This is a genomic window from Vreelandella songnenensis, assembly GCF_003002925.1.
Taxonomy (GTDB): domain Bacteria; phylum Pseudomonadota; class Gammaproteobacteria; order Pseudomonadales; family Halomonadaceae; genus Vreelandella; species Vreelandella songnenensis.
On sequence record NZ_PVTK01000006.1, the window covers coordinates 80,765 to 102,898 of the forward strand.

A 22,134-nucleotide genomic window follows, 5' to 3' on the forward strand; every position below is an offset into this window, starting at 1 on the left:
CCCTAGCCCCCCGTCATGTTCATGAAGCGCACGACCTGCACGTCGCCGTCGGTGGTGAAGTGATGGCGCTCCGGCTTGATCGGCAGAGCGTCGACGATGGCCTGCTTGAGCCGCTGCATGTCGCCTGGGTAGCGGCGCAGCACGGCACGCAGGTCAACCGAGTGCTCGTTACCCAGGCAGAGCAGCAGGCGGCCCTCGACGGTCACCCGCACGCGGTTGCAGGTATCGCAGAAATTATGGCTATGGGGCGATATGAAACCTACCCGGCTATCGCTGTCGGCCATCTTGAAATAGCGCGACGGGCCGGGGGTAGTTTCCGTGGTCGGTATCAAGGGGTAGCGCTGCTCGATCAGTGCCTGCACGTCATCGCTTGAGTAGAAGGTCTCGGCGCGCGAATGGTCCGACACATCGCCAAGCGGCATCTCTTCGATAAAGCTGATATCCAGCCCTTCGTGGCGCGCAAAGTCGACCAGGTCCAGCACTTCATCGTCGTTGCGGCCTTTCAGGATCACCGCGTTGAGCTTGATGCGCTGGAAGCCTGCTTCCTTGGCGGCGTGGATACCATCGATCACCTTGGCCAGGTCGCCGGTGCGGGTAAGCTGCTTGAAGCGTGCCGGGTCGAGCGAATCCAGGCTGATGTTGAGCCGGCGCAAGCCGCCTTCGTAAAGCCGCCTTGCGTGCTTGCGCAGGCTCGCCCCGTTGGTGGTCATGGTGAAGTCGTTCAACCCCGGCAGGGCGCCAATCTCGTCGACCAGCTGCTCGATACCGCCGCGAACCAGCGGCTCGCCCCCGGTGAGGCGAATTTTCTCGACACCCATCTCCGTAAAGGCGCGAGCAATCTGGCCGATCTCTTCCAGAGTGAGCACCTGCGCGCGGGGCAGAAACGTCATCTCCTCGCTCATGCAGTACACACAGCGAAAGTCACAGCGGTCGGTCACCGAGATACGCACGTAGCTTACGCGTCGGCCAAAATCATCAATTAGCTGTTCGGTCATGGCCATCTCGCTAGTGGTTGGATGCAGACCGCCTCGCCGGGTTGAGCGCCTGGCTGGTCGTCGCCGAGCTCAATCAGGCAGTTGGCAGCCACCATCGAGGTTAGAATGCCGGAGCCCTGGGCGCCGGTGTCGCGTACATGCAGCACGCCCTGCGCGTCACAGTGGTACACGCCGCGCAGAAAGTCGGTGCGTGCCAGGCGGCTCTTGAGCGCGGTGTCGGCAATCGCCGTCAGGCGGCTGGGCAGTGAAGGCGTCTGACCTTCCAGGGCGCGTAAAAGCGGCACGACAAATTGGCTGAAGGTTACCATGACGGCCACCGGATTGCCGGGCAGGCCAACAAAGGGTGTCTGCTGCTCGCCAATCAGGCCGCAGGCCATGGGCCGGCCGGGGCGCAGCGCCACGCGCCAGAAGGCGAGCTGCCCCATCGCCTGTAGCGCCTGGCGGGTGAAGTCGGCCTGACCGACGGAGACGCCGCCGCTGGTAATCACCAGGTCGCTTTTTTGCGCGGCGTCTTCAAGCGCCTGCTGAATGGCGTTGGGGTCGTCCGGCAGAATACCGATATCGACCACCTCGGCGCCCTGTTCGATCAAAAGGCCTGTCAGGGTGAACCGGTTGGTGTCGTAAATGGCGCTGGGCGGCAGCGCTACTCCCGGGGCGGTCACTTCGTTACCGGTGGAGAAGATCGCGACCCTGGGGCGGGCGGTAACGTTTACCTCGGCGTAGCCCAATGATGCGATCAGGCCCATGGCCGCAGCGTCCAGCCGGGTGCCGGCGGCAAGGGCCACGCTGCCCGCGCGAATATCTTCCCCCGCCTGGCGAATATGCTGGCCGCGCTTTATCCGATCCGGTGCGTTGATCGTGACATGGTCAGGCTGCTCGTCGAGCTGCTCGCGCATGATCACGGTGTCGGTGCCTTCCGGCAGCGGGGCGCCGGTGGTGATACGTACGCACTGCCCGGCGGGAACCGGCCCGGAAAACGCCTGGCCAGCGAAAGCTTCACCTGCCACCGGCCAGCGGGTATCCCGCGTATCCGGCCAGGCCAGCGCTACACCGTCCATGGCCGCATTGGTCTGCTGGGGCACGTTGATCGGCGCGGTGACGTCCGCGGCCAAGCGCCGGCCGTAGGCTTTTCCCAGCGGCACGCTTTCACTACCCGTGGTGCGTGTCACCAGCGTCATCAGGGCCGTCATGGCTTCACTGACGCTGAGCATGGTTTCGCCCAGCTCAAAACAGGAAAGCGTCATGGCGTCTCCTTGGCGGCCGTAAGCGTCTGCTCAAGGCGGTGCTTCTCTTCTTCGGTGTTCAGATTGGCAAAGGCCTCGGGGCAGTCGGACATATCGATCTGGCACCAGGCGTGGCGCGCGTACCAGCGGTCGATCTTGCGCTCGCCTTCGGCCAGGGCGCGGGCCAGGTCGTCGGCAAGCGTCGTGCGCAGCAGGGCCACCACCGGGTGAAGGCGTTCGCCGTCATGGGCAACGCCAATGTCATGCTCGCCAATGCCTGCCACCATGCGCGCCACCAAATCCCGGGGCAGGGCAGGGGAGTCGCAGGGGGCGACCAGTAGCCAGGGCGTGCTGGCCGCACGCAGGCCGCTATAGATACCCATTAACGGGCCTTTGAAACCCTCTTCGGCATCGCTGATCACGCGCGCACCCAGCAGGGCGTAACCATCCAGATTGCGGTTGGCATTGATCAGAAGCTCGCTTACCTCGCCTTCGAAGCGCTGCATGACGTGGGCCACCAGCGGCAGCCCGGCAAAGGGTTCAAGGCCCTTGTCGCGCCCGCCCATGCGGCGGCCTTCGCCGCCGGCGAGCACCAGGCCGGTAATTGACTGAGCGGGAATCATACACCTGCCTCCCTGGAAGTTCTGGCCGCTGGCGGCCGGGGTGGAGGGCTATCGAGCGTCAAGCGGGTGCCGGCGTTGATGGCCTGGAACTGCTTGCCCTTGGCCCGGGCGATCAGCATGACCCCGAAACGCTCGGCAAGCTCGACGCCTTTCTGGGTCACGCCGGAGCGCGATACCAGCACGCTGATGCCCATCTGCGCCACTTTCAGCACCATTTCAGATGTCAGGCGCCCGGTGGTATAGAAAATATCCGCATTACCGCTTGCCGCCTGGGCCAGCCACTGGCGCCCGGCCAGGGTATCCACGGCGTTATGGCGGCCTACGTCTTCCACAAAATCGAGCACCTCGGTCTGATGGCACAGCGCGCAGCCGTGTACAGCCCCCGCGCTTTTATAGGTATCATTATACGCGTTCAGATTGGTCAGCAGTTGATAGAGGTCAGATTGAGCAAGCGTTGTGGCGGGCAGGGCAGCCAATGCCGTCTGCTCAAGCAGGTTGCCAAACACGGTGCCCTGGCCACAGCCGGTGGTGACGGTCCGGTGGCCCAGGCGGGCTTCAAGGTCGTCGGGCAGGCGCCGGGTTGCCACCACAGCGGCCTCGACCTCCCAATCCACCTGCACGGCGATCAGATCGTCGGCCGAGTGGAGCAGGCCCTGGTTGCGCAAGTAGCCGACCACCAACGCTTCCGGGTCGTCGCCCAGGGTCATGAGCGTGACGATTTCACGCTTGTTGAGATAGACCGTCAGGGCGCGTTCGGCGGCGATGGCTTGCTGGCGCAGGTCGCCATAGGCGTCCATGATGTCAATGGTGGTAGTGGCCGGTAAGCGGGCACGGCTTAACTGAAGGGCGGTCATCCGCAATCCTCGCTGGTCACTGGTCAAGCGCCGGTGGATGAATAAGCAATGGTAGAGTAAAACACGCTATGTTGACGATGATGGCGTCCAAGAGGCTTACTTGTCTACCCGTTCAAGGTGTTCACTCCATGCATGATAATTTACGCACGCTCAGCGTGACGCTGGCCGCTGAGCCAAAGCAGATGAAAGGCTTTACGCTGACTCAGTGGCGGATTGCTCAACTGACGCCGGGCGAGCAGGGAGATCACGTGCTGGGCCTTCAGCTTACCATGACCGAGCGCGCCGCCTACCGCTTCAATCTGGGGTCTACCTCGCCGCGGCTGTTCGTGCGCGCCGGTTTTACCGGTCAGACACCCAAGCCCGATGCGATCTCCGCAAGTCAGGACGTGGCGGCAGGCTGGCTTGACGGCGAGCAGCAGGTGTTTGAAACCCCCATGCCGGTGGCCATTCAGGTATGGATAGAGAACTATCTGGCGCGCCATGGCGAAGCGCCGGTGCAGGGCCGCAAGAAAAAGCGCAAAGGCGCCGGGCGCGCCCAGCCTACGCCCAGCCAGGAGCCGCCCCAGTGAGTCGGTGGGAGCGCTGGTCGCAGCTCAAGCGTGGGGGGGAGAGTAGCGAGCCCGCCCCAGTGCCGGAAGTTGATGAAGCCTCGGCGCGAAGCGTCGAAACCCCGGTTCAGGACGAAGGAGCCGTTGAGCCTGACGTACCGGCACCGGGCAGCCTGGATGACAGCCTGCCCGACCCTGATCTTCTGCCGGCCGGAAGCGACTTCAGCATCTTCATGGTGTCAGGGGTCAGTGCGGCGCTGCGCCGTCGGGCGCTGAAGCGGCTGTGGGCGACCGGCAACTATAATGTCAGAGATGGCCTGGACGACTATGACGCGGATTATCGCCAGCAGCTCAAGCCCATGGCCGAGGGGCTTGCGGACAAGCTGCGTCGCTGGACGCACAAGGCAGAAGAGGCGCTGGATTCGTCTGAGCATGACGCAACACGCGAACCGTCAGAGGCGCCCAGTGAGGGGGCTGGCGATGACGCAAATACTTGCACTCAGCCAACGAACGCTATAGAAAGGGCCGATTCCAGAGAAAGTGCTGATAAACTTAGTACTGTTGGGCATAATCCCGTCGGTCACAGTGGCACCGACAGAGCTGACTGAAAAGCGCTCGCCGAGTGGGCCACAACGCTGTACTCCTCCTTTGACTGGCGAACGGAGCAGCACAGCATTTAAAAAAGCAGGGGCCGAAGAGCCCTGAAAAATAGCCCTGAACCTGATGTCGACACGACGCAATAGGCGCTAATAAGTGCCAAAGCGTTGGCTAATCGGACATACGGGAAGTGGCACGGGGCGTATTATCGCCCTACGTTAAAGAAAAAGGCATGGAAGCCGAAAACTAAAAAATAGCGCACTAGATGATAACTAGCATGACCTCTTGACCGTGAGAATGCATGAATCAAAAAATATCCCTGGCGTCCGTCGACGACCAGCGTAATGCCGCCGCCCGAGAAGCTGTGCGCCAGCGTATCTCGTGGCCTGCCAATCTGACGCCGGCAAACGTGACCTACCACAGCCGCGGGCATCTCCTGCTGCTGGGTAGCGCGCGCGCTATTCACGATGCTGCGCGGGCTCTTCAAGGGCGCGGGCTGGCTTCTATCACCCTGATTTCCACCGATGCCGAGGCGTCGCTTTCGCCCCTGGCCGGTGGCAATGAGCCCGCCGCGCACTATGCCTTGGCCCCTGAACAGTGCCAGCAGCTCACTATCGATGGGCACCTGGGTAACTTCGCGGTCAATCTTCAAGGCGTTGAAGGCGAGAGCCTTAATCTGGCCCGTGCGCTGGTTTCCCGCGATGTGTTCGATGTGGTGCTGGACATGACGGGGGAAGGGGCTGCCTGCAACGTTTGCCGCTGGGAATTGCCGCCGCCGGGCTATCTGAAGTGGAGCGCGCAGCCATCAGCGGCCGGTGAGCCGCTTGAGAGCGTGCTGGAAAGCGCCGTCGAGCTGGTTGGCGAGTTCGACAAGCCGCGCTACTTTCAGGTAAATAGCGACCTCTGCGCCCACTCCTCGAGTGGCAATATTGGCTGTACGCGCTGCCTGGACGTGTGTCCTGCCGATGCGATTACCAGCCATCAGGGGCGTATCGAATCCAGAATCGAGATTGACCCGTTCCTGTGCCAGGGCGTAGGCAGCTGTACCAGCGCCTGCCCGACTGGCGCCATCGAATTCCGCTTGCCGGAAACCCGCCGTCAGCAGGATACGCTGGCTACCTGGCTCGCCGCCTACCGCGATGCGGGCGGTACGCAGCCGGTAATGCGCTTCGTGACCCATGACACCCTGGACGCTGAAAAGCGTGCGGGGGTGATAACGGCAGGTCACGTGCTGGATGCGCCTCTGGAGGAGCTGGGCGCCGCGGGCCACGACCAGTGGCTGACGGCGCTGGCAAGCGGCGCGGCTGAAGTAAGAATTCAACTGCATGAAGCGGCGCCGCCTCGGCTAAGCGCGTTTCTGAACGATCAATTGGTCCAGGCGCAGCGCTTGCTGGAAGCACTGGGCCACGCCCCCGAGCGCGTTCAACTGATAGCCCCCGGTGAGCAGGCGGCCCGGGATGCCCTGCCGCGTCTGATGCCGCTGACCGATACTTCACTTGCCTTGAACGAGCCGGACAAGCGTACCCGGCTTAATCGCGTGCTCGAGCGCCTGGCCGCCCTGGGCCAGCCCAGCGGCCAGCGTCACACCGTGACCGAGCGTGCCGCCTACGGTGGCCTTGACGTGGATAGCGACGCCTGCACGCTGTGCCTTGCCTGCGTCAGCAGTTGTCCGACGCCTGCCCTGGCGGCCGGCAGCGACTCGCCGTCGCTCAGCTTTCGTGAAGCAGACTGCGTGCAGTGCGGTCTTTGCGAGCAGGCCTGCCCGGAAGATGCCATCACGCTGGTGCCTGGTTTTCTGGCCGCGCCCGAGCGTTTTGAGCGTCATGTCTGTCATGAAGAAGCGCCGTTTGAGTGCATCCGCTGCGCGAAGCCGTTTGCCACCGTCAGCACCGTAGCCATGATGAAGCAGAAGCTCGCCAATCACCCCTACTTTGCCGGTGAGGCGCTGGCGCGTCTGGAAATGTGCGAGGACTGCCGGGTGAAGGATGTCTGGCTGACCATGGCCCGTGACCCCAATGCGCAACTCAAGGTGTAATGGCTATGAATGATGCAAAGGGCTCGCTAAGCGAAACGGATGCCATCCGCGCGGATATCTACCAGCTGCTGGCCAGCCTGATTCGCCAACCCCCGGATGCCGAGCTGCTCGAGTGGCTGTCAGCACTCGAAAGCGACGCCGACGGAAGCCGACTTGCCGAATGCTGGGCGGCGCTGATTCAGGCAGCGCGCATCAGTACGCCAGAGGCGCTTTCCCGGGCGCATTTCAACCATCTGGTCGGCGTCATTCAGGGCGATATCGTGCCCTACGCCTCCTTTTATCTGAACGGCGAGCTGATGGATAGCGCGCTGGTAGCGCTGCGCCGGGATCTGCGCCTGCTGGGCTTCGAGCGACGTGACGCGGTTCACGAACCTGAAGATCATCTGGCCGCCGTGTGTGAAGTCATGGCCATGCTGGTCACCGCCCAGCGCGATGAGCAGATCAATTTCTTTCAGCAGCATATCGCCCCCTGGGCAGGCCGCTGCTTTGCGGATATGGGCAAGCTTGAAAGCGCCTTTTACGCCGCCACCGGCCAGTTGGGCAGTGCGTTTATAGAGAGTGAGCGGGCGAGTGTGGAGGCGCAGGCCGCCTACCGTCCCGTGCGTATCATGACGCCCTGAGGGGCGATGGCAGCAAGCCAGGAACAGGGCCATTGGGCCGAATAACACAAGCAGGAAAGAGGATTCCCCCATGCAAACGTCTCACAATCCCGAGCGCCGTCGGTTCATGAAAACAGTGGGTCTTGGCGCCGCTGTCGCAGGCGCGGGGGCGGCGATTGGCCACGCCACGCTAACCCAGGCGGATACGCCCAAGTCGGCAGAGCCTGCTCCACAGACCAAGAACTACCACGAAACCGACCATATTCGGGCTTACTACGCCTCGCTGCGTGACTGACGGCTAAACGCCAGGAGAATAGCCATGCGCCTTACTCGCAAATCTGATACGCCCAAGGCCCCAGGACTTGGAATCTCGCGTCGTCAGTTCATGAAACGCAGCGGTGCTACGGTTGGCGGTGTGGCCGCCGCCGGCTTTATCGGCGCGCCCATGATGCAGCGTGCAGAGTCCGCGGAAAAAACGCCGGTGCTGGATTCGCCGGTTGAAACCAAGCGCACCATCTGCTCGCACTGCTCGGTAGGCTGCGGCGTTTATGCCGAAGTCCAGGAAGGTATCTGGACCAAGCAGGAGCCTGCCTTCGACCACCCCATCAACCGTGGCTCGCACTGCGCCAAGGGCGCATCGCTGCGCGAACACGGCCACTCCACCCGCCGCCTGAAATACCCGATGAAGCTGGTCGCGGGTGAATGGCAGCGCATGGGCTGGGAAGAAGCGGTCAACGAAATTGGTGACAAGCTTTTAGAGCTTCGCGAAAGCTACGGCCCTGACAGCGTCTACTGGCTGGGCTCGGCCAAGTTCAGCAACGAGCAGGCGTATCTGATGCGCAAGCTCTCCTCCATGTGGGGCACCAACAACACCGACCACCAGGCGCGTATCTGCCACTCCACCACGGTGGCTGGTGTGGCCAATACCTGGGGTTATGGGGCGATGACCAACTCGCTCAACGATATGCACAACTGCAAGTCGATGCTGTTTATCGGCTCCAACCCCAGCGAAGCGCACCCGGTGGCGATGCAGCACTTCCTGATCGCCAAGGAGCGCAACAACTGCGACATCATCGTCGCCGACCCGCGCTTCACCCGTACCGCCGCGAAAGCCAACAAGTATGTTCGCCTGCGTCCCGGCACCGACGTTGCCTACATCTGGGGCCTTTTGTGGCACATCTTCGAAAACGGCTGGGAAGACAGCGAATACATCAGCCAGCGTGTCTACGGCATGGACGAAGTGCGCAAGGAAGTCGCCCAGTTCCCGCCCAGCGTTGTCGAAGAAGTGACCGGCGTACCCGAAGCGGAAATGTTCGATGTGGCCAAGCGCCTTGCCGACAACCGCCCAGGCTGCGTGGTGTGGTGCATGGGGGGTACTCAGCACACTACCGGCAACAACAACACACGGGCCTACTGCATTCTGGAGCTGGCGCTGGGCAATATCGGCAAATCCGGTGGCGGCGCCAACATTCTGCGTGGTCATGACAACGTTCAGGGTGCAACGGATCTGGGGCTTGGCTGCGACTCGCTGCCGGGCTACTACGGCCTTGCCGAAGGCGCATGGCAGCACTGGGCCGATGTCTGGGACGTGGACTATGCGTGGCTGCAGGGGCGTTTCGACGATACCGAATACGCCGACGGTCAGCCCATGTATACCAGCGGTATCACGGTATCGCGCTGGGTGGATGGGGTGCTGGAAGAAGATGAAAACATCTCCCAGCGTACCGCGTTGAAGGCCATGTTCTACTGGGGGCATGCGGTCAACTCGCAAACCCGCGGTACCGAAATGCAAAAGGCCATGCAGAAACTCGAGATGATGGTCATCGTTGATCCTTATCCCACCGTTGCCTCGGTTATGCACGACCGCACCGACGGCGTGTATCTGCTGCCCGCCGCGACCCAGTTCGAAACCACCGGTAGTGTAACGGCCACCAACCGTTCCATTCAGTGGCGCGATCAGGTGATCGAGCCGCTGTTCGAATCCAAGCCTGATCATGAAATCATGTACCTGTTCGCGAGCAAGCTGGGCTTTGGCGAGCAGTTCGTGAAGAACTACGCGATGGAAGGCAACCGCCCGGTGATCGAGGACGTGCTGCGCGAGATCAACCGCGGCATGTGGACCGTCGGCTACACCGGGCAGAGCCCGGAGCGCCTTAAAGAGCACCAGAAGAACTGGCACACGTTCAGCTTCGAGAACCTGCGCGCTGAAGGCGGCCCCGCCGATGGCGACTACTATGGCCTGCCGTGGCCGTGCTGGGGAACGCCGGAGTTCAGGCACCCAGGCTCGCCCAACCTCTACGACACTAGCATTCCGGTAATGGAAGGCGGCATGGGTTTCCGGGCGCGCTTTGGTATCGAGCGTGACGGCGTCAACCTGCTCGCCGAGGGTTCCGCCCCTGTCGAAAGCGATATCGACGACGGCTACCCCGAGTTCACCGACCAGCTGCTCAAGGATCTGGGCTGGTGGGACGACCTGACCGCCGAAGAGAAGCAGGCCGCGGAAGGCAAGAACTGGAAGACCGATTTCTCCGGCGGTATTCAGCGGGTCGCCATTGCCCACGGCTGTGCGCCTTACGGTAACGCCAAGGCGCGTGCAGTGGTCTGGACCTTCCCCGATGAAGTGCCCAAGCACCGCGAGCCGCTTTACACCACGCGGCGTGATCTGGTCGAGCGCTTCCCGACCTGGGATGACTTCGACTCCATCATGCGCCTGCCGACGCTCTACAAGTCGATCCAGGAGCGCGACAACAGCGCCGATTACCCGATCATCCTGACCTCGGGCCGTCTGGTCGAGTACGAAGGCGGCGGCGAAGAGACCCGCTCCATGTCGTGGCTGGCCGAGCTTCAGCAGGAGATGTTCGTCGAGATCAACCCGGCGGATGCCAATGACCTGGGCGTGAAAGACGGCGATCAGGTGTGGGTGGAAGGTGCCGAAGGCGGCCGCGTGAAGGTGAAAGCGCTGGTAACGCCGCGGGTGGATCGCAAGGTTGCCTTCATGCCGTTCCACTTTGGCGGCATGTTCCAGGGCGAAAGCCTGCGCGACCGTTATCCGGCGGGCTCTGATCCCTACGTCATTGGTGAATCGGCCAACACCGCGACCACCTACGGCTACGACCCGGTCACGCTGATGCAAGAGACCAAGTGCACCATTTGCCGCATCGAGCGCGCGTAGGTCCCGGTCAACCAGATATTTGGCCAGGGCAGGCAGCAGCCTGCCCTGGCAAGAGGAGAACATCATGGCTCAAATGAAATTCATGTGTGACGCCGAGCGCTGCATCGAGTGCAACGGCTGCGTCACCGCCTGTAAAAATGCCAACGAAGTGCCTTGGGGCATTCAGCGGCGCCGCGTCGTGACCCTGAACGACGGCGAAGCCAGCGAAATGTCCATCTCGGTCGCCTGCATGCACTGCGATGACGCGCCTTGCATGGCGGTGTGCCCGACCGACTGCTTCCACAAGACCGATGACGGCATCGTGCTGCACGATAAAGACCTGTGCATCGGCTGCGGCTACTGCCTCTACGCCTGCCCGTTCGGCGCGCCGCAGTTCCCGCAGACCAGCGCCTTTGGCGAACGCGGCAAGATGGACAAGTGCACCTTCTGCGCCGGCGGCCCTGCCGAGAGCAAGGAAGAAGAGTACGAAAAATACGGCGCCAACCGGATTGCCGAAGGCAAACTGCCGCTGTGCGCTGAAATGTGCTCCACCAAGGCACTGCTGGCCGGTGATGCCCAGGACGTGGCCGACATCTTCCGTCAGCGGGTCGTTCAGCGCGGTCATAAAGACGGCGCCTGGTCCAACAATCCGCAGGCCAGTACCGACAACCTAGCCTACGATGCTGCCCAGAAAGGGTAAGGAGGCGTGTCATGAACCTGTTGACTGCACAGGCGCCCGCTGGGGTGCCGCGCTCAGGTAAGGGGCTTGCCCTTGGCATCTGGCGGTTTGTCGTGATGGCACTTGTGCTGGCGCTGAGCCTTGCCGTCACCCCGGTGGCCGTTGCTCAGGCAGACCCGGACCGTGAAATGACCACCGCCGCACCGGGTATCACCGCCGATCAGTGGCGCCAGGTGCGCAGTGGCGAAACCGGCCCCAACTACCGTGATTCACGTCACGACAGCAACTACAGCCTGATCAATTCAAGCGGCGAAACCTGGCGGCACATTCGTAACCGCTGGGTCTCACCGTTTGGCCTGATCGCCATCGGCGGCACCGCCGCGCTGATTACGCTGTTCTATCTGATCGTAGGGCGCAAGGAGCTTGAAGCGCCGCGCACCGGGCGTTTGATACTGCGCTGGTCGCTGATGATGCGCGCGCTTCACTGGACCGTGGCCACGCTGTTTCTGACCCTGGCGCTGACCGGTCTGAACCTGCTGTTTGGCAAGTTCGTGTTCCGTACCCTGTTTGGCGACGCCGTCTGGGCATGGATGATTGCCGCCTCCAAGGTGCTGCACAACTATCTGGGCCCCATCTTCGGTGTGCTCCTGGTGATCATGCTGGTAAGCCTGATCAAGGAGAACATTCCCAAGTGGCACGACTGGGTATGGCTCAAGAAAGGCGGCGGCATGATTGGCAAGAAACACGTGGATGCAGGCTTTGCCAACGGCGGCGAGAAGGGCTGGTACTGGCTGCTGGCAAGCGTGGGTCTTATGGTCGTGGCCAGCGGCTTCGTGCTCGATTTTCCCAATTTTGACCAAAGCCGCGACACCATGCAGTGGGCCAACGTCATTCATGCCGTCGGCGCATTGGGCATCACCGCCGTTTCTCTGGGTCATATCTATATCGGTACGCTCGGCACCGAAGGCGCGCTTGAAGCCATGACCACGGGCTACGTTGATGAAACCTGGGCCAAGGAGCACCACAATCTGTGGTACGAAGAGGTCAAGGATCAGACGATTCCCGAAGAAGAGGTTGCCGCGCGCAAGTCATCTGGTACAGGCGCCGGGCCATCGGCCACGCGAACCAGCTGAGAAGCACCTGAGCACCCCGAGACACCGCCATTTGGCGGTGTCTTTTGTTATGCTGTCCCTACCTCATTTTTTTATGGAAGCAACGCCAATGTCAGCATTTAACGAACTGGATCAGACGACCCGTACCGAGCTCGAAGCCGCCGCCTTTCGCCGCCTGCTGCGCCATCTGGACGACAACAAGGACGTACAGAACATCGACCTGATGATTCTGGCAGACTTCTGTCGTAACTGTCTTTCCAAGTGGATGGTCAGCGCCGCCGAAGAGCGTGGCGAGTCGCTGGAGCTGGAAGCCGCCCGTGAGTACGTCTACGGCATGCCCTACAGCGAGTGGAAAGCCAACCACCAGGCTAAGGCCATCCCGGAGCAGCTGGCCGCCCTCGAGGCGCGTCAGGCCAAGAAACAGAGCCAGGAGTAGGCGCATGGAACCCATGGAGCCCCTGAACATAGCGGTCCTCACCGTCTCGGATACCCGAACCGCAGAGACCGACCGCAGCGGCCAGACTCTTGTCGAGCGGCTGACGGATGCTGGCCATACGCTTGCCGAAAAGCGCATCGTGCCGGATGACGTTTACCGCATCCGCGCGGTAGTGGCCGGCTGGATCGCCGACCCGGCCGTGCAAGTGGTGATTACCACCGGCGGTACCGGCTTTACCGGGCGGGACTCCACTCCCGAAGCGGTATCTGTCCTGCTGGACAAGCACATCGAAGGGTTTGGCGAACACTTTCGCCGCCTGAGCGGCGACGAGATCGGCAGCTCCACCATTCAGAGCCGCTGTCTGGGCGGGCTTGCCAATGCCACGGTGGTATTCTGCCTGCCAGGCTCCACCGGCGCCTGCCGCACCGGCTGGGACGGCATTCTGGCCGAGCAGCTGGATAGCCGCCACAAGCCGTGCAACTTCGCCAACCTGGTGATTCCCGGACGAGGTCAGCATGGCTGAGCTGCAGCCGATCGAAACGGCGCTTGAGGCGCTGCTGGCAGACGTCGGCCCGCTCGAGGCCGAGCAGGTGGATTTGGAACACGCGCCCGGCCGTGTGCTGGCCGAAGACGTGCTGGCAACGCTTGACGTGCCACCCTTCGATAACAGCGCCATGGACGGTTACGCCCTGCGCGCTGTGGATGCGGGCAAGCGCCTGCCGGTCAGCCAGAGGATTGCCGCCGGTAGCCCCGCCGCGCCTCTTGAGGCAGGCACCTGTGCGCGCATCTTTACCGGTGGGGAGATTCCTCCGGGGGCTGACTGCGTGGTGATGCAGGAGCGCGTGACGCTTGAAGGCGACACCGCAATGCTGCCCGCGGATATTCCTCAGGGCGACAACGTCCGGCTGATGGGCCGCGATGTAGGTAAGGGGGAGCGCCTGCTGGCGGCCGGGCAGCGCCTGGAAGCCGCCGCCCTTGGCCATCTGGCCGGGCAAGGGATTACCCGGGTCAGCGTGCGCCGCCGGCCACGCGTGGCGCTGCTTTCCACCGGCGATGAAATCATCGAGCCTGGAACACCGTTAAAACCGGGCCAGCTCTACAACTCCAACCGCCCGATGCTCAAGCGGCTGCTGGAGAACTTCGGTGCCGAGGTGGTTCGCGTGATCAGCGTGCCAGACAACGCCGACCAGACGCGGGCGCTGCTTGAACAGGCGGCCAACGAGGCGGATGTCGTCGTGAGTACCGGTGGTGTAAGCGTAGGGGAGGAGGATCACGTCAAGGCAGCACTCGAAGCGCTTGGCCAGCTGGATATGTGGAAACTCGCCATTCGCCCCGGCAAACCCCTGGCCCTGGGCCGGCTGCCGCGTGCCGATGGCCGCCAGGCGCGCTTTGTCGGGCTACCGGGCAACCCGGTATCCGGGTTTGTAGGCGCGTGGCTGTTTTTGCGTCCGCTGATGAGCGCGCTGCTGGCCTGCCCGGCGCTCGCGGCGCTTCCGGCGCTGTCAGCCTCGGCGGATTTCGCCACCTCGACCGGGCCGCGCCAGCACTATATGCGCGTGGCGCTGGAGTTCACGCCCACGGGTATTACCGCAAGCGCTTTTGCCGACCAGAACTCCGCGGTGCTCTCTTCGTGCATCGAGGCCCACGCGCTGGCGGTCATTCCCCCGAACCATACGGTGGAGAAGGGCGATACGCTCCGCTGCCTGTGGCTTACTGGCTAGGCTGGGCCCTGATGTGTGTGCATCCAGAGCTTGCTGGCATCCAGCAGCAGGCGTGATTCTGGCGGCTCGAAGGCGATTCCGCACAGCGCTGGGTGAATGCGGCGGGCCAGGAGCAGCGGCGGAAGCGGGTAGAGCTCGCTGGCTGCCAGCGAACGCAGGGTAACTGGCTGATGTACGCCGAGCTGCCAGACACCCTGCGCGTCGCTCAGGGTCAGCCAGTAAACCGGCGGTGCAGAGCAGGGCGCTTGAAACAGCAGCGCAGATGCCTCGACGCGGCGGTGGGCCGTGGGCGTATCGGCCATGCCGGTCACAAAACGTGCCTCAAGGGCCAGGCGATAGGCCCCGGCGGCAAACAGCACCATGGGCACGCCAGCGGTTTGCATCTCTACCCAAGCCCCTGCTGGTAGGCATCAAACAGTGCTTCCGGCTCAAGCAGTGCGGCGGCCGCCCCTTCTTCTGGTTGCCACAGCGCGCTGACGAAAGGGCGCAGCGACTCGGAAAGCGTTTCAGGCGGCGCCTTGAGCAGGCTATGCGGCACATCGCACACATCATCCAGCTGCTCGATACGCACACCGCTGCGTATTCCCGCCGCCGCCACCAGCAGTATCATCCCCGACGCAGGCGCCGTGGGGGGCGCGAGCCCCAGCAGGGCGTGGGGCAGAATGACCGATTCGATATGCCCACGCAGGTGCAGCACGCCTTCGGTGGATGCCGGCAGGCCGGGCACGAAATAGACCGGCTGGTCATGGCTGATGATCTCCTTGACAGCGCTTCCCGGCAGCGCAAACCGCTGGCCTGCCAGGCGAAACAGCACCAGCTGCTGGCTGGGCTCCTCCACGTCCACCACGCCGGTCGCGGCATCGTACTCGTTCAGCGCCTGGTCGAGAGTAAGCGCGCCGTGATCACTCACCGTCATTGTCCGCCTCCGTACTGCTGACTACCCGATTGCGGCCTTGATGCTTGGCACGGTAGAGCGCCTGGTCAGCGGCAAGGCGCAGCGATTGGGTGGTGGGGTAGTTGGGAAAGTCACTGATACCGGCGCTGAAGGTGCAGCGAAAACTCAGGTCACCGGCGTGAAAATCCACAAGCTCGAAGTCCTGGCGCAGGCCATCGATCAGTTTGGCTGCCTGCTCGGCGCTGACATCTCTGAGCAGGACGACAAACTCCTCGCCCCCATACCGGCCAATGGTATCCGAAAGGCGCAGACGGGTTTTAAGCAGCCGGGAAAGGGTAATGATGACCTGATCACCGGCCAGATGGCCGTAGGTGTCGTTGACTGTCTTGAAATGGTCGATATCGATCATCGCCATGGCGTGTCGGCCATCGCTGCGGTGCGCCTGGGCGAGCGCCTTGTTGATCAGATCCGTCGTGGTGCTGTGATTATAAAGACCGGTCATGCTGTCGCGGGTCATCAGCGAGCGCAGAAGGCGCAGACGCTCGGCGCGCAGGCGTACCGCCGAGACAAGCTCGTCAGGCACCACCGGCTTGGTGATGAACGCCTCGACCCCCGCGGCCATGGCCGATATCTGTTTCTGGCTGTCGGTTTCGCTGGAAAGGTAGATGATCGGCAGGCCCACATGCTCCGGCTGTTGGCGAATGATATTGGCAAGCTCGGTGCCGGAGCAGACCGGCATGTAGACATCCACCAGCAGAAGGTCCGGGCTGAAGCGCTCAAGCGCGCTCAGCGCATCGTTTGGATGGTGAACCTGATGCACGATCATGCCCGCCTCTTCAAGCATCAGGGCGTGATACTCGGCGACCTCGTACTCGTCATCGACGATCAACACGCGAAGCGGCTCGTCATCCACCGGCGCAGTCAACTCATCGATGGCGAGCATCAGGTCCAGCGGCTTCACCGGCTTGGTGAAATAGCCGTTGCAGCCAGCGCGCACTGCGCTCAGGCGCGAGTGAAAGTCGCCATGCCCCGAGAGCACAATGGAGGGGAGTTCCTGGCCGGTCAGCCGGTTCAGACTGGTCAGCGTTTCAGTGCCTGCGGTCTGCCCATGGGGGAACTGCACGTCCATGATCACGGCATCGGGGCGGCGAGTCAGGACCGCATTGAAAAATGTATCAGTATCGGCGAAGTGCACCACATCGTGACCGAAACAGCGCAGATGATGCATCAACGGGCTGACATGCTCAGGCTCGTCATCGCACAGATAGATAAGCCGTTGGCGTCTGCTTCGCACCTGTTCAGGGTGCTGAGTAAATTCGACGCTATTGAGCGCGGCCAGGGATTTCTGCTGGCCTTGATCGGTCTGCAGGTAGGCCAGCTCATCGTTCAACTGGCGCAGCAGCGCGACCATGAAATCATCAAGGTCGGCCCGCGGGCACGCATCGGTCAGCGCATCCTCGGCCTGTTCGGCAAGTAGCGCCAGGCGTTCGAAGCCCAGCGAGCGTCCGGTCCCCTTCAGGCTATGGAAGAACCGGTGGAGATCCGGCGCCAGGCGTGCCTCGGCCTCGCCCGAAGCACGGCTTGCCTGCCACTGTTCGGCAGTCTGCTCCAAGCGTATGGGGAGCTGGGTGATAAATCGCTGGCGCAGCTGGTTAAGCTTTTCGTGCAGCGATTGGGCCGGTACGGACATCAGGCTACCTGGACAGTTGGACAAACGTTGTAAGCATATCAAATGGCATGGCTTACGCTTTAAATGCCTGTTCAATGGCGTGAGCTAATGTGACGTCCAGGTCAGCACTCTTTTGCAGGCAGGCCGTAAGTCCTGGCTGCTGTGTCGCGTTAGTCGGCGGCTCATCGCCGGTCAGCAGGATAAAGGGCAGTGTAATACCCTGCTCGCGAAGCATTTCCAGAAGCGCCAGGCCATTGATCAACGGCATGTGCATGTCGCTGACGATCAGGGCAATGTCACTGAGCGTATCCAGCTGGCTGGCAGCTTCCATGGCGTCAAGGGCTATTACCGGCTCGTGGCCCAGTGCTTCAAGATAGGCGGCGGTAATTTCGCCCGCCAGCGAGTCGTCATCTACGACCAGTATACGCATGGGTGCCTCGTTAAATGCAGTACGCTAGCCCAGCAGGGCCTTGAGCGTTTCTACCAGATTGTTTTGATCAAAGCTGCCTTTGACGATGTAGGCATCCGCGCCTACTTCGATACCGCGCCGGCGGTCGGCCTCTTTTTCCCGCGAAGTGATGATGATGATCGGCTTATGATAATAACCCTCATTTTCACGTAGTCGGGCGGTAAGTGCAAAGCCATCCATGACCGGCATTTCAATATCGGTGAGTACCGCATCAAACGGTTCGGCTAACGCCTTGGTCAGGCCGTCGCGGCCATTTTCCGCCAGGGTAACCTGGTATCCCCACGCCTCGAGCACGTCCTTTTCGATTTCCCGGGTGTTCAAGGAATCATCGACCACCAGAATGTGGTGGGTCTTCTGCGATGCTGCCTCGGGTAAACGCTGGGTCACGCGGCGGCTGCGTTCGATCAGCGCCGGCACGTGCAGCAGGCTCACCAGCGCATTGCGCCCCATCGACACCATGCCGGAAACCAGCGGCAGGTGGCGTAAATGCACCGGTAGGGCCTTGATGACCATGTCGCGCTCATCCACCAACGCATCGACCTTCAGGGCAAGCTTCTGCTGGCGCTGGTGAACCACCAGCAGCAGCGTTTCATCATCATTGGCAGGCGTTCTGGGAAGCTCCAGCAGGTCAGCAAGTTCGATCACCGGAACAAACTCATTGCGCAGAATCAGCGTGGTCTGCCCGGCGGCATCGATAAAGGTATCCGGGGCGCGTTTGACCAGCTCTGCCACGAACGGTGCGGTGACGCCCAGCGTAATGCCACCGACGCTCACCAGCAGCACGCGCATCATCGCAAGCGACAGGGGAAGCCTCAGGGTAAAGCGTGAGCCCTTGCCGGGTTCGCTGCTCAGCTGCAGGTCACCGCTTAGCTCATCCACGATGGTGCGCTTGACGACATCCATCCCCACACCGCGCCCGGAAAAGTCGGTAATCATGCTCTTGGTGGAAAAACCGGGCAGAAAAATCAGCTCCAGGGTTTCCTGCTCACTTAACGCGGCGAGCGCTTCTTCGCTGATCAGCTGCTTGGCGAGTGCTTTTTGGCGTACCGCCGCAAGCGAAATGCCGGCACCGTCGTCGCGCATTTCCACCACGACCCAGCCGCCATCCTGCCAGGCTTCCAGGGTCAACTGGCCGCGCGGCGGCTTGCCGGCGGTTTGACGTTCGTCAGGTGCCTCGATGCCGTGATCCAGAGCATTGCGCAAAAGGTGAATCAGCGGCTCGGAGAGTCGGTCGATCATCTGCCGGTCAAGCTCGATTTCGCTGCCGCGTACCCGGCAGTCGACCTGCTTGCCAAGTGAGCGGCCAAGCTCGCGGGCCATTTGTGAAAGCGGGTCAAACACCACGCTCAAAGGCAGCATGCGCATTTGCAGAGCGCGGTCGTGAAGATCGCTCATCAGGGTGTCGTGAGCCAGAACGCTATCTTTCAGTTCACGGCTGAACGCATTGAAGGGCGCCTGCTGTGCTGGCGAAAGCGTATGGCTCAAGGCGGCCGCCTGAGCCGCCAGCGTGTGCAGATGGTGATGGCCGGAAAGCACTTCTCCCATCAGGCGAATGACATCGTCCAGGCGGTCAAGGCGAACGCGCACGGTATCGCTCAAATGCAGATCCGCCGTCGCGCCTGAAGGGACGTTCGGTACGGTCTCGGAAGGTGGCGCGATCAACGTTTGAGGTGGGGGCGGGTTGTCCGCTACTGGCGGCTGGGTCAGCGCCGCGGCTTCCAGCGCCTGACATAGTGCCGCATCGGCCTCGGGCAGCGCATCGGGGGAGGTGTCCTGGGCCAGCCGGTTTACCTGGTCGGCAAGGGCGTCAATGGCCTGATTGAGCAGGCTGGTAATCGAATCATCAGGCACCTGGGTGCCTTCACGCAGGGCGCTCAACAACTCTTCGGTACTGTGGGAAAGCGCGGTAATCGGCACAAGCTTGAGCATTCGTGAAGAGCCTTTGAGCGTATGCGCCGAGCGAAACAGCTCGTTGATCAGTTCCGGGTCGCGCTGCCCCGACTCAAGCGCACTGACGCCCTGGCGCAGGCGGGGCAGGTGGTCCGTGGCTTCTTCGATGAAGCGCTGTATAAAGCGTCGAATATCCAGCGCCATCAGCTCGCTCCCTGCGTGGCAAGTAGTGCGTCGAGGTGACGGTTTGCCAGAAAGCGCGCATCCCCCGGCGGCAGCGGCGAAGTGATGGTTTGCAGACCGCCGCTGGCGGTCGGTGCCTCATCCAATAAACGGATAACCGCGCTATAGCCGTGACGGCATTGAACCGGGTCATCGGCAAGCTCACCCTGGCGGAAAAGCTCGGCCTTGTAGAAGTGCGCCGGCCAGCAGTCAGGTGCGGTATAGATCGCCCGCTTGAAGAACCCGTAAGCCTGCTCCGGCGCCTGCTGCCAGCGCGCCACCAGCCCCGACAGCAACAGCACATCCACCGACCAGGGCTGTCTGATCAGCAGCGCTTCGAGCAGCTCGGCGGCCTGCTGAAACGCGTTTTGGTCAAGCAGCCGATGGGCACGCTGAAGCTCCTGGGTAAACGAGGACGACGATTCATCGGGCACCGGCGGTTCAGGAGGCGGCGCCTGGAGCGTAACGGCCGGGGGAGCCGAAGGCGCGTCAGGCAGTGCAGGTACACGTGTATCCGCTACCCATGCAGGTGCCAGGGATGGCGCTGCCGGTAGCTTGTCAGGCCGGAAGTAAAACACGTCCTTGCTTTGGGCAAGTGTGAACACGCCCAGATCATTACCCAGCGTTTCCGCTACCCCGCATAGCATGATGCCCTGGGGAGCCAACAGCCGATGCAGATACTGCTGGATGCGCCGCCTTGTCGGTTCGTCAAAATAGATCGATACGTTACGAAAGAGAATGACGTCAAACGGACCGTGCAGCGCGTTGGCTGCAGGCTGTAACAGGTTAAACGGGTGAAACGTTACCCAGCGGCGCAGCGTATCGCTGATCTTGTAGAGGTGACGGTGGCTCTCGAAGTAGCGCAGCTTCAGCGCCGGATGCAGGGCGCGAAACGCCATGCCGCCGTAGATACCTTGGCGTGCCTTGCCCAGAATCTGCTGATCCACATCGCCGCCGGCCAGCGTAAATAGCCGGGTGGCGCGCTCGCCGTAGCGTTCAAATAGCGCCATGGCGAGGCTATAGGGCTCTTCGCCGGATGAGCAGCCGGCACTCAAGATGGAGAGCGGCGCGCCCTTTGCCGCCAGGCGTTCGGGCAGATGGGTATCCACCAGCCAGTCTAGCGCGTCGGGTTCGCGGAAAAAGTAGGTTTCGTTAACGGTCAGCTGGCTGATGAAGTGATCGAACAGCGCGCTATCCCGCTCCAGGCGGGCAAGCTGCGCCACCGCATCGTCAAGCCCGGTCGTGGCCCGTAACGTATCGAGCGCCTTGTTAAGGCGCGCCTCGGCCATGCCGTCAAGCTGAAGCCCACAGCGCTTTCTGACCAGCTCCTTGAAGGGGGCAAGCGTACTCATGAAGAGGGCTGCCATAGCGCCGCAGAACAGCGAACGTCGCGCAATAGCTGACCGGGTAGATCATCCAGCGCAAGAGTGTGCCGGATAACGCCTGCGTTGACGGCCTCCTGGTTCATGCCATAGATCACCGAGCTTGCTTCGTCCTGGGCAAGCGTTCTGCCACCGGCAAGGTGAATGGCACGCATACCGTTGACCCCATCGCGCCCCATACCGGTCAGAATCAGCCCGATGGCATCGCTGCCGTACACATCGGCCACGCTTTTCAGCAGCACATCGCCGCACGGATGGTACAGTGCATTCGCGGGGCTTGGCTTGAGTTCAAGACGATGCTGAAGAGTGACGTACATGTCGCTTTCCGAAGGCGACAGGTAGACACAGCCCGGCATCAGGCGCTCACCCGAGCGGCCAACGCTGACCGGCAGGGCGCAGAGTGAGGCAAGCCACTGGGCCATGCCCTCAATAAACCCGTGGCTGATGTGCTGAGCAATCACGATAGGCGCAGGAAAGGCCGCCGGCAGCCGGTTCAGCAACCGCGCCAGTGCCTGCGGCCCGCCCGTCGAGCAGGCGATGGCAATGACATGCTGGAAACCGCGTGGCGGCGCTGTGGGCAGTGCGCTTGGCGTTGGCCGCTGCGCCTGAAACTCGGCGGTCGCGCGGCGGCGTAGCCGGGTAATCACCGTCACGCCGGCCAGCAGGCGCACCCGGGCCAGCAGATGCTCGGCATCCTGATCGTCAAAAGCGGGCTTGGGCATGACCTCAAGGGCGCCCACTTCCAGCGCCTTGTAGGCCGTCTGGGCATCCGAGCGGTCGCTGATCACCAGAATCGGCACCCCTTTGGTATGCATGATCTCTTCGATGGCGCTCATCCCGTCCATCACCGGCATGTTGAGATCCATGGTGATCAACTGAGGTGAGAGCCGTCTTGCAAGCTCGACCGCTTCACGGCCATTAGTGGCTTCGCCCACGATCTCGATGTCGCCATCCCGGGTGAGCAGCGTGCGCAACACGTCACGCACCACGTAACTGTCGTCGGCGATCACTACCCGGATGACGCTCATCGTGGC

Annotated in this window: 22 protein-coding genes; 11 read left to right on the top strand and 11 right to left on the bottom strand. The window is 62.3% G+C overall.

The features are described from left to right. Positions 1–2: 2 nt before the first annotated feature. The 4 genes from moaA to B0H98_RS11155 are packed head-to-tail and all read right to left on the bottom strand — an operon-like array spanning position 3 to position 3,695. Positions 3–995, bottom strand: a complete 993-nt coding sequence (gene moaA / locus B0H98_RS11140; RefSeq protein ID WP_106375136.1) for a GTP 3',8-cyclase MoaA — start codon at positions 993–995, stop codon at positions 3–5. Beyond that, complete coding sequence (moeA, locus tag B0H98_RS11145; protein ID WP_106375137.1) at positions 992–2,239, bottom strand: molybdopterin molybdotransferase MoeA; 1,248 nt, start codon at positions 2,237–2,239, stop codon at positions 992–994. Before moeA ends, moaA begins: the two co-directional genes overlap by 4 nt. After that, positions 2,236–2,841: a molybdenum cofactor guanylyltransferase MobA gene (gene mobA / locus B0H98_RS11150; RefSeq protein ID WP_106375138.1), complete on the bottom strand. Its 606-nt coding sequence runs from the start codon at positions 2,839–2,841 to the stop codon at positions 2,236–2,238. Before mobA ends, moeA begins: the two co-directional genes overlap by 4 nt. Beyond that, the gene (locus B0H98_RS11155; protein ID WP_106375139.1) at positions 2,838–3,695 is read right to left on the bottom strand and encodes a formate dehydrogenase accessory sulfurtransferase FdhD; all 858 of its coding nucleotides are present in this window, start codon (positions 3,693–3,695) and stop codon (positions 2,838–2,840) included. Before B0H98_RS11155 ends, mobA begins: the two co-directional genes overlap by 4 nt. Positions 3,696–3,823: 128 nt before the next feature. Between B0H98_RS11155 and B0H98_RS11160 the strand changes: the two genes are divergently transcribed. The 11 genes from B0H98_RS11160 (at position 3,824) to B0H98_RS11210 (ending at position 14,573) form a co-directional block, all read left to right on the top strand. Next, the gene (locus tag B0H98_RS11160) at positions 3,824–4,264 is read left to right on the top strand and encodes a DUF3305 domain-containing protein (RefSeq protein ID WP_106375140.1); all 441 of its coding nucleotides are present in this window, start codon (positions 3,824–3,826) and stop codon (positions 4,262–4,264) included. After that, a complete protein-coding gene (locus B0H98_RS11165) occupies positions 4,261–4,851 on the top strand; it encodes a DUF3306 domain-containing protein (protein ID WP_244183105.1) in 591 nt (196 codons plus the stop codon). Before B0H98_RS11160 ends, B0H98_RS11165 begins: the two co-directional genes overlap by 4 nt. A 290-nt stretch (positions 4,852–5,141) precedes the next feature. Then, on the top strand, positions 5,142–6,875 hold the full coding sequence (locus B0H98_RS11170; protein ID WP_106375141.1) for a 4Fe-4S binding protein: 1,734 nt from the start codon (positions 5,142–5,144) through the stop codon (positions 6,873–6,875). 5 nt (positions 6,876–6,880) lie between these two features. Continuing rightward, on the top strand, positions 6,881–7,495 hold the full coding sequence (locus B0H98_RS11175) for a TorD/DmsD family molecular chaperone (protein WP_106375142.1): 615 nt from the start codon (positions 6,881–6,883) through the stop codon (positions 7,493–7,495). Positions 7,496–7,565: 70 nt separating this feature from the next. Then, entirely contained in the window at positions 7,566–7,769 is a 204-nt protein-coding gene (locus tag B0H98_RS11180) for a twin-arginine translocation signal domain-containing protein (protein WP_106375143.1), read from the top strand. Positions 7,770–7,793: 24 nt separating this feature from the next. Beyond that, positions 7,794–10,646, top strand: a complete 2,853-nt coding sequence (locus B0H98_RS11185) for a molybdopterin-dependent oxidoreductase (protein ID WP_106375144.1) — start codon at positions 7,794–7,796, stop codon at positions 10,644–10,646. A 64-nt stretch (positions 10,647–10,710) separates the two neighbouring features. Further along, positions 10,711–11,325 (top strand): formate dehydrogenase FDH3 subunit beta, encoded by a 615-nt coding sequence (gene fdh3B / locus B0H98_RS11190; protein ID WP_106375145.1) that lies wholly within the window; start codon positions 10,711–10,713, stop codon positions 11,323–11,325. An 11-nt stretch (positions 11,326–11,336) separates the two neighbouring features. Next, positions 11,337–12,437 carry a formate dehydrogenase subunit gamma gene (locus tag B0H98_RS11195; RefSeq protein ID WP_106375146.1) on the top strand — a complete coding sequence of 367 codons (1,101 nt, stop codon included), beginning with the start codon at positions 11,337–11,339 and terminating at the stop codon, positions 12,435–12,437. Positions 12,438–12,525: 88 nt separating this feature from the next. Next, positions 12,526–12,852, top strand: coding sequence for a DUF1244 domain-containing protein (locus B0H98_RS11200; protein ID WP_106375147.1), 327 nt, complete (start codon positions 12,526–12,528; stop codon positions 12,850–12,852). 4 nt (positions 12,853–12,856) lie between these two features. After that, positions 12,857–13,375 carry a molybdenum cofactor biosynthesis protein B gene (gene moaB / locus B0H98_RS11205; protein ID WP_106375148.1) on the top strand — a complete coding sequence of 173 codons (519 nt, stop codon included), beginning with the start codon at positions 12,857–12,859 and terminating at the stop codon, positions 13,373–13,375. Further along, on the top strand, positions 13,368–14,573 hold the full coding sequence (locus tag B0H98_RS11210) for a molybdopterin molybdotransferase MoeA (protein WP_106375149.1): 1,206 nt from the start codon (positions 13,368–13,370) through the stop codon (positions 14,571–14,573). Before moaB ends, B0H98_RS11210 begins: the two co-directional genes overlap by 8 nt. Here B0H98_RS11210 and B0H98_RS11215 read toward each other — a convergent pair. Genes B0H98_RS11215 through cheB form a run of 7 tightly spaced genes read right to left on the bottom strand, consistent with a single transcriptional unit; the run spans position 14,570 to position 22,128 of the window. Next, positions 14,570–14,956 (bottom strand): hypothetical protein, encoded by a 387-nt coding sequence (locus B0H98_RS11215; RefSeq protein WP_106375150.1) that lies wholly within the window; start codon positions 14,954–14,956, stop codon positions 14,570–14,572. The genes B0H98_RS11210 and B0H98_RS11215 overlap by 4 nt on opposite strands. 2 nt (positions 14,957–14,958) lie before the next feature. Next, the gene (locus B0H98_RS11220) at positions 14,959–15,489 is read right to left on the bottom strand and encodes a chemotaxis protein CheW (RefSeq protein WP_106375151.1); all 531 of its coding nucleotides are present in this window, start codon (positions 15,487–15,489) and stop codon (positions 14,959–14,961) included. Then, positions 15,476–17,158 carry a diguanylate cyclase gene (locus B0H98_RS11225; RefSeq protein ID WP_106375152.1) on the bottom strand — a complete coding sequence of 561 codons (1,683 nt, stop codon included), beginning with the start codon at positions 17,156–17,158 and terminating at the stop codon, positions 15,476–15,478. Before B0H98_RS11225 ends, B0H98_RS11220 begins: the two co-directional genes overlap by 14 nt. Before the next feature lie 52 nt (positions 17,159–17,210). Further along, on the bottom strand, positions 17,211–17,567 hold the full coding sequence (locus B0H98_RS11230) for a response regulator (RefSeq protein WP_106375153.1): 357 nt from the start codon (positions 17,565–17,567) through the stop codon (positions 17,211–17,213). 24 nt (positions 17,568–17,591) lie between these two features. Beyond that, a complete protein-coding gene (locus tag B0H98_RS11235; protein WP_106375154.1) occupies positions 17,592–19,700 on the bottom strand; it encodes a hybrid sensor histidine kinase/response regulator in 2,109 nt (702 codons plus the stop codon). After that, complete coding sequence (locus B0H98_RS11240; protein ID WP_106375155.1) at positions 19,700–21,070, bottom strand: CheR family methyltransferase; 1,371 nt, start codon at positions 21,068–21,070, stop codon at positions 19,700–19,702. The genes B0H98_RS11235 and B0H98_RS11240 overlap by 1 nt, the downstream gene beginning before the upstream one ends. Continuing rightward, positions 21,067–22,128 carry a chemotaxis-specific protein-glutamate methyltransferase CheB gene (cheB, locus tag B0H98_RS11245; protein WP_106375156.1) on the bottom strand — a complete coding sequence of 354 codons (1,062 nt, stop codon included), beginning with the start codon at positions 22,126–22,128 and terminating at the stop codon, positions 21,067–21,069. The genes B0H98_RS11240 and cheB overlap by 4 nt, the downstream gene beginning before the upstream one ends. Positions 22,129–22,134 lie beyond the last annotated feature (6 nt).

Bases quoted from the DNA above. Each gene is read 5' to 3' on its own strand.
- moaA (WP_106375136.1), bottom strand. From the start codon at position 995: ATGACCGAACAGCTAATTGATGATTTTGGCCGACGCGTAAGCTACGTG.
- moeA (WP_106375137.1), bottom strand. From the start codon at position 2,239: ATGACGCTTTCCTGTTTTGAGCTGGGCGAAACCATGCTCAGCGTCAGT.
- mobA (WP_106375138.1), bottom strand. From the start codon at position 2,841: ATGATTCCCGCTCAGTCAATTACCGGCCTGGTGCTCGCCGGCGGCGAA.
- B0H98_RS11155 (WP_106375139.1), bottom strand. From the start codon at position 3,695: ATGACCGCCCTTCAGTTAAGCCGTGCCCGCTTACCGGCCACTACCACC.
- B0H98_RS11160 (WP_106375140.1), top strand. From the start codon at position 3,824: ATGCATGATAATTTACGCACGCTCAGCGTGACGCTGGCCGCTGAGCCA.
- B0H98_RS11170 (WP_106375141.1), top strand. From the start codon at position 5,142: ATGAATCAAAAAATATCCCTGGCGTCCGTCGACGACCAGCGTAATGCC.
- B0H98_RS11175 (WP_106375142.1), top strand. From the start codon at position 6,881: ATGAATGATGCAAAGGGCTCGCTAAGCGAAACGGATGCCATCCGCGCG.
- B0H98_RS11180 (WP_106375143.1), top strand. From the start codon at position 7,566: ATGCAAACGTCTCACAATCCCGAGCGCCGTCGGTTCATGAAAACAGTG.
- B0H98_RS11185 (WP_106375144.1), top strand. From the start codon at position 7,794: ATGCGCCTTACTCGCAAATCTGATACGCCCAAGGCCCCAGGACTTGGA.
- fdh3B (WP_106375145.1), top strand. From the start codon at position 10,711: ATGGCTCAAATGAAATTCATGTGTGACGCCGAGCGCTGCATCGAGTGC.
- B0H98_RS11195 (WP_106375146.1), top strand. From the start codon at position 11,337: ATGAACCTGTTGACTGCACAGGCGCCCGCTGGGGTGCCGCGCTCAGGT.
- B0H98_RS11200 (WP_106375147.1), top strand. From the start codon at position 12,526: ATGTCAGCATTTAACGAACTGGATCAGACGACCCGTACCGAGCTCGAA.
- moaB (WP_106375148.1), top strand. From the start codon at position 12,857: ATGGAACCCATGGAGCCCCTGAACATAGCGGTCCTCACCGTCTCGGAT.
- B0H98_RS11210 (WP_106375149.1), top strand. From the start codon at position 13,368: ATGGCTGAGCTGCAGCCGATCGAAACGGCGCTTGAGGCGCTGCTGGCA.
- B0H98_RS11215 (WP_106375150.1), bottom strand. From the start codon at position 14,956: ATGCAAACCGCTGGCGTGCCCATGGTGCTGTTTGCCGCCGGGGCCTAT.
- B0H98_RS11220 (WP_106375151.1), bottom strand. From the start codon at position 15,489: ATGACGGTGAGTGATCACGGCGCGCTTACTCTCGACCAGGCGCTGAAC.
- B0H98_RS11225 (WP_106375152.1), bottom strand. From the start codon at position 17,158: ATGTCCGTACCGGCCCAATCGCTGCACGAAAAGCTTAACCAGCTGCGC.
- B0H98_RS11230 (WP_106375153.1), bottom strand. From the start codon at position 17,567: ATGCGTATACTGGTCGTAGATGACGACTCGCTGGCGGGCGAAATTACC.
- B0H98_RS11235 (WP_106375154.1), bottom strand. From the start codon at position 19,700: ATGGCGCTGGATATTCGACGCTTTATACAGCGCTTCATCGAAGAAGCC.
- B0H98_RS11240 (WP_106375155.1), bottom strand. From the start codon at position 21,070: ATGAGTACGCTTGCCCCCTTCAAGGAGCTGGTCAGAAAGCGCTGTGGG.
- cheB (WP_106375156.1), bottom strand. From the start codon at position 22,128: ATGAGCGTCATCCGGGTAGTGATCGCCGACGACAGTTACGTGGTGCGT.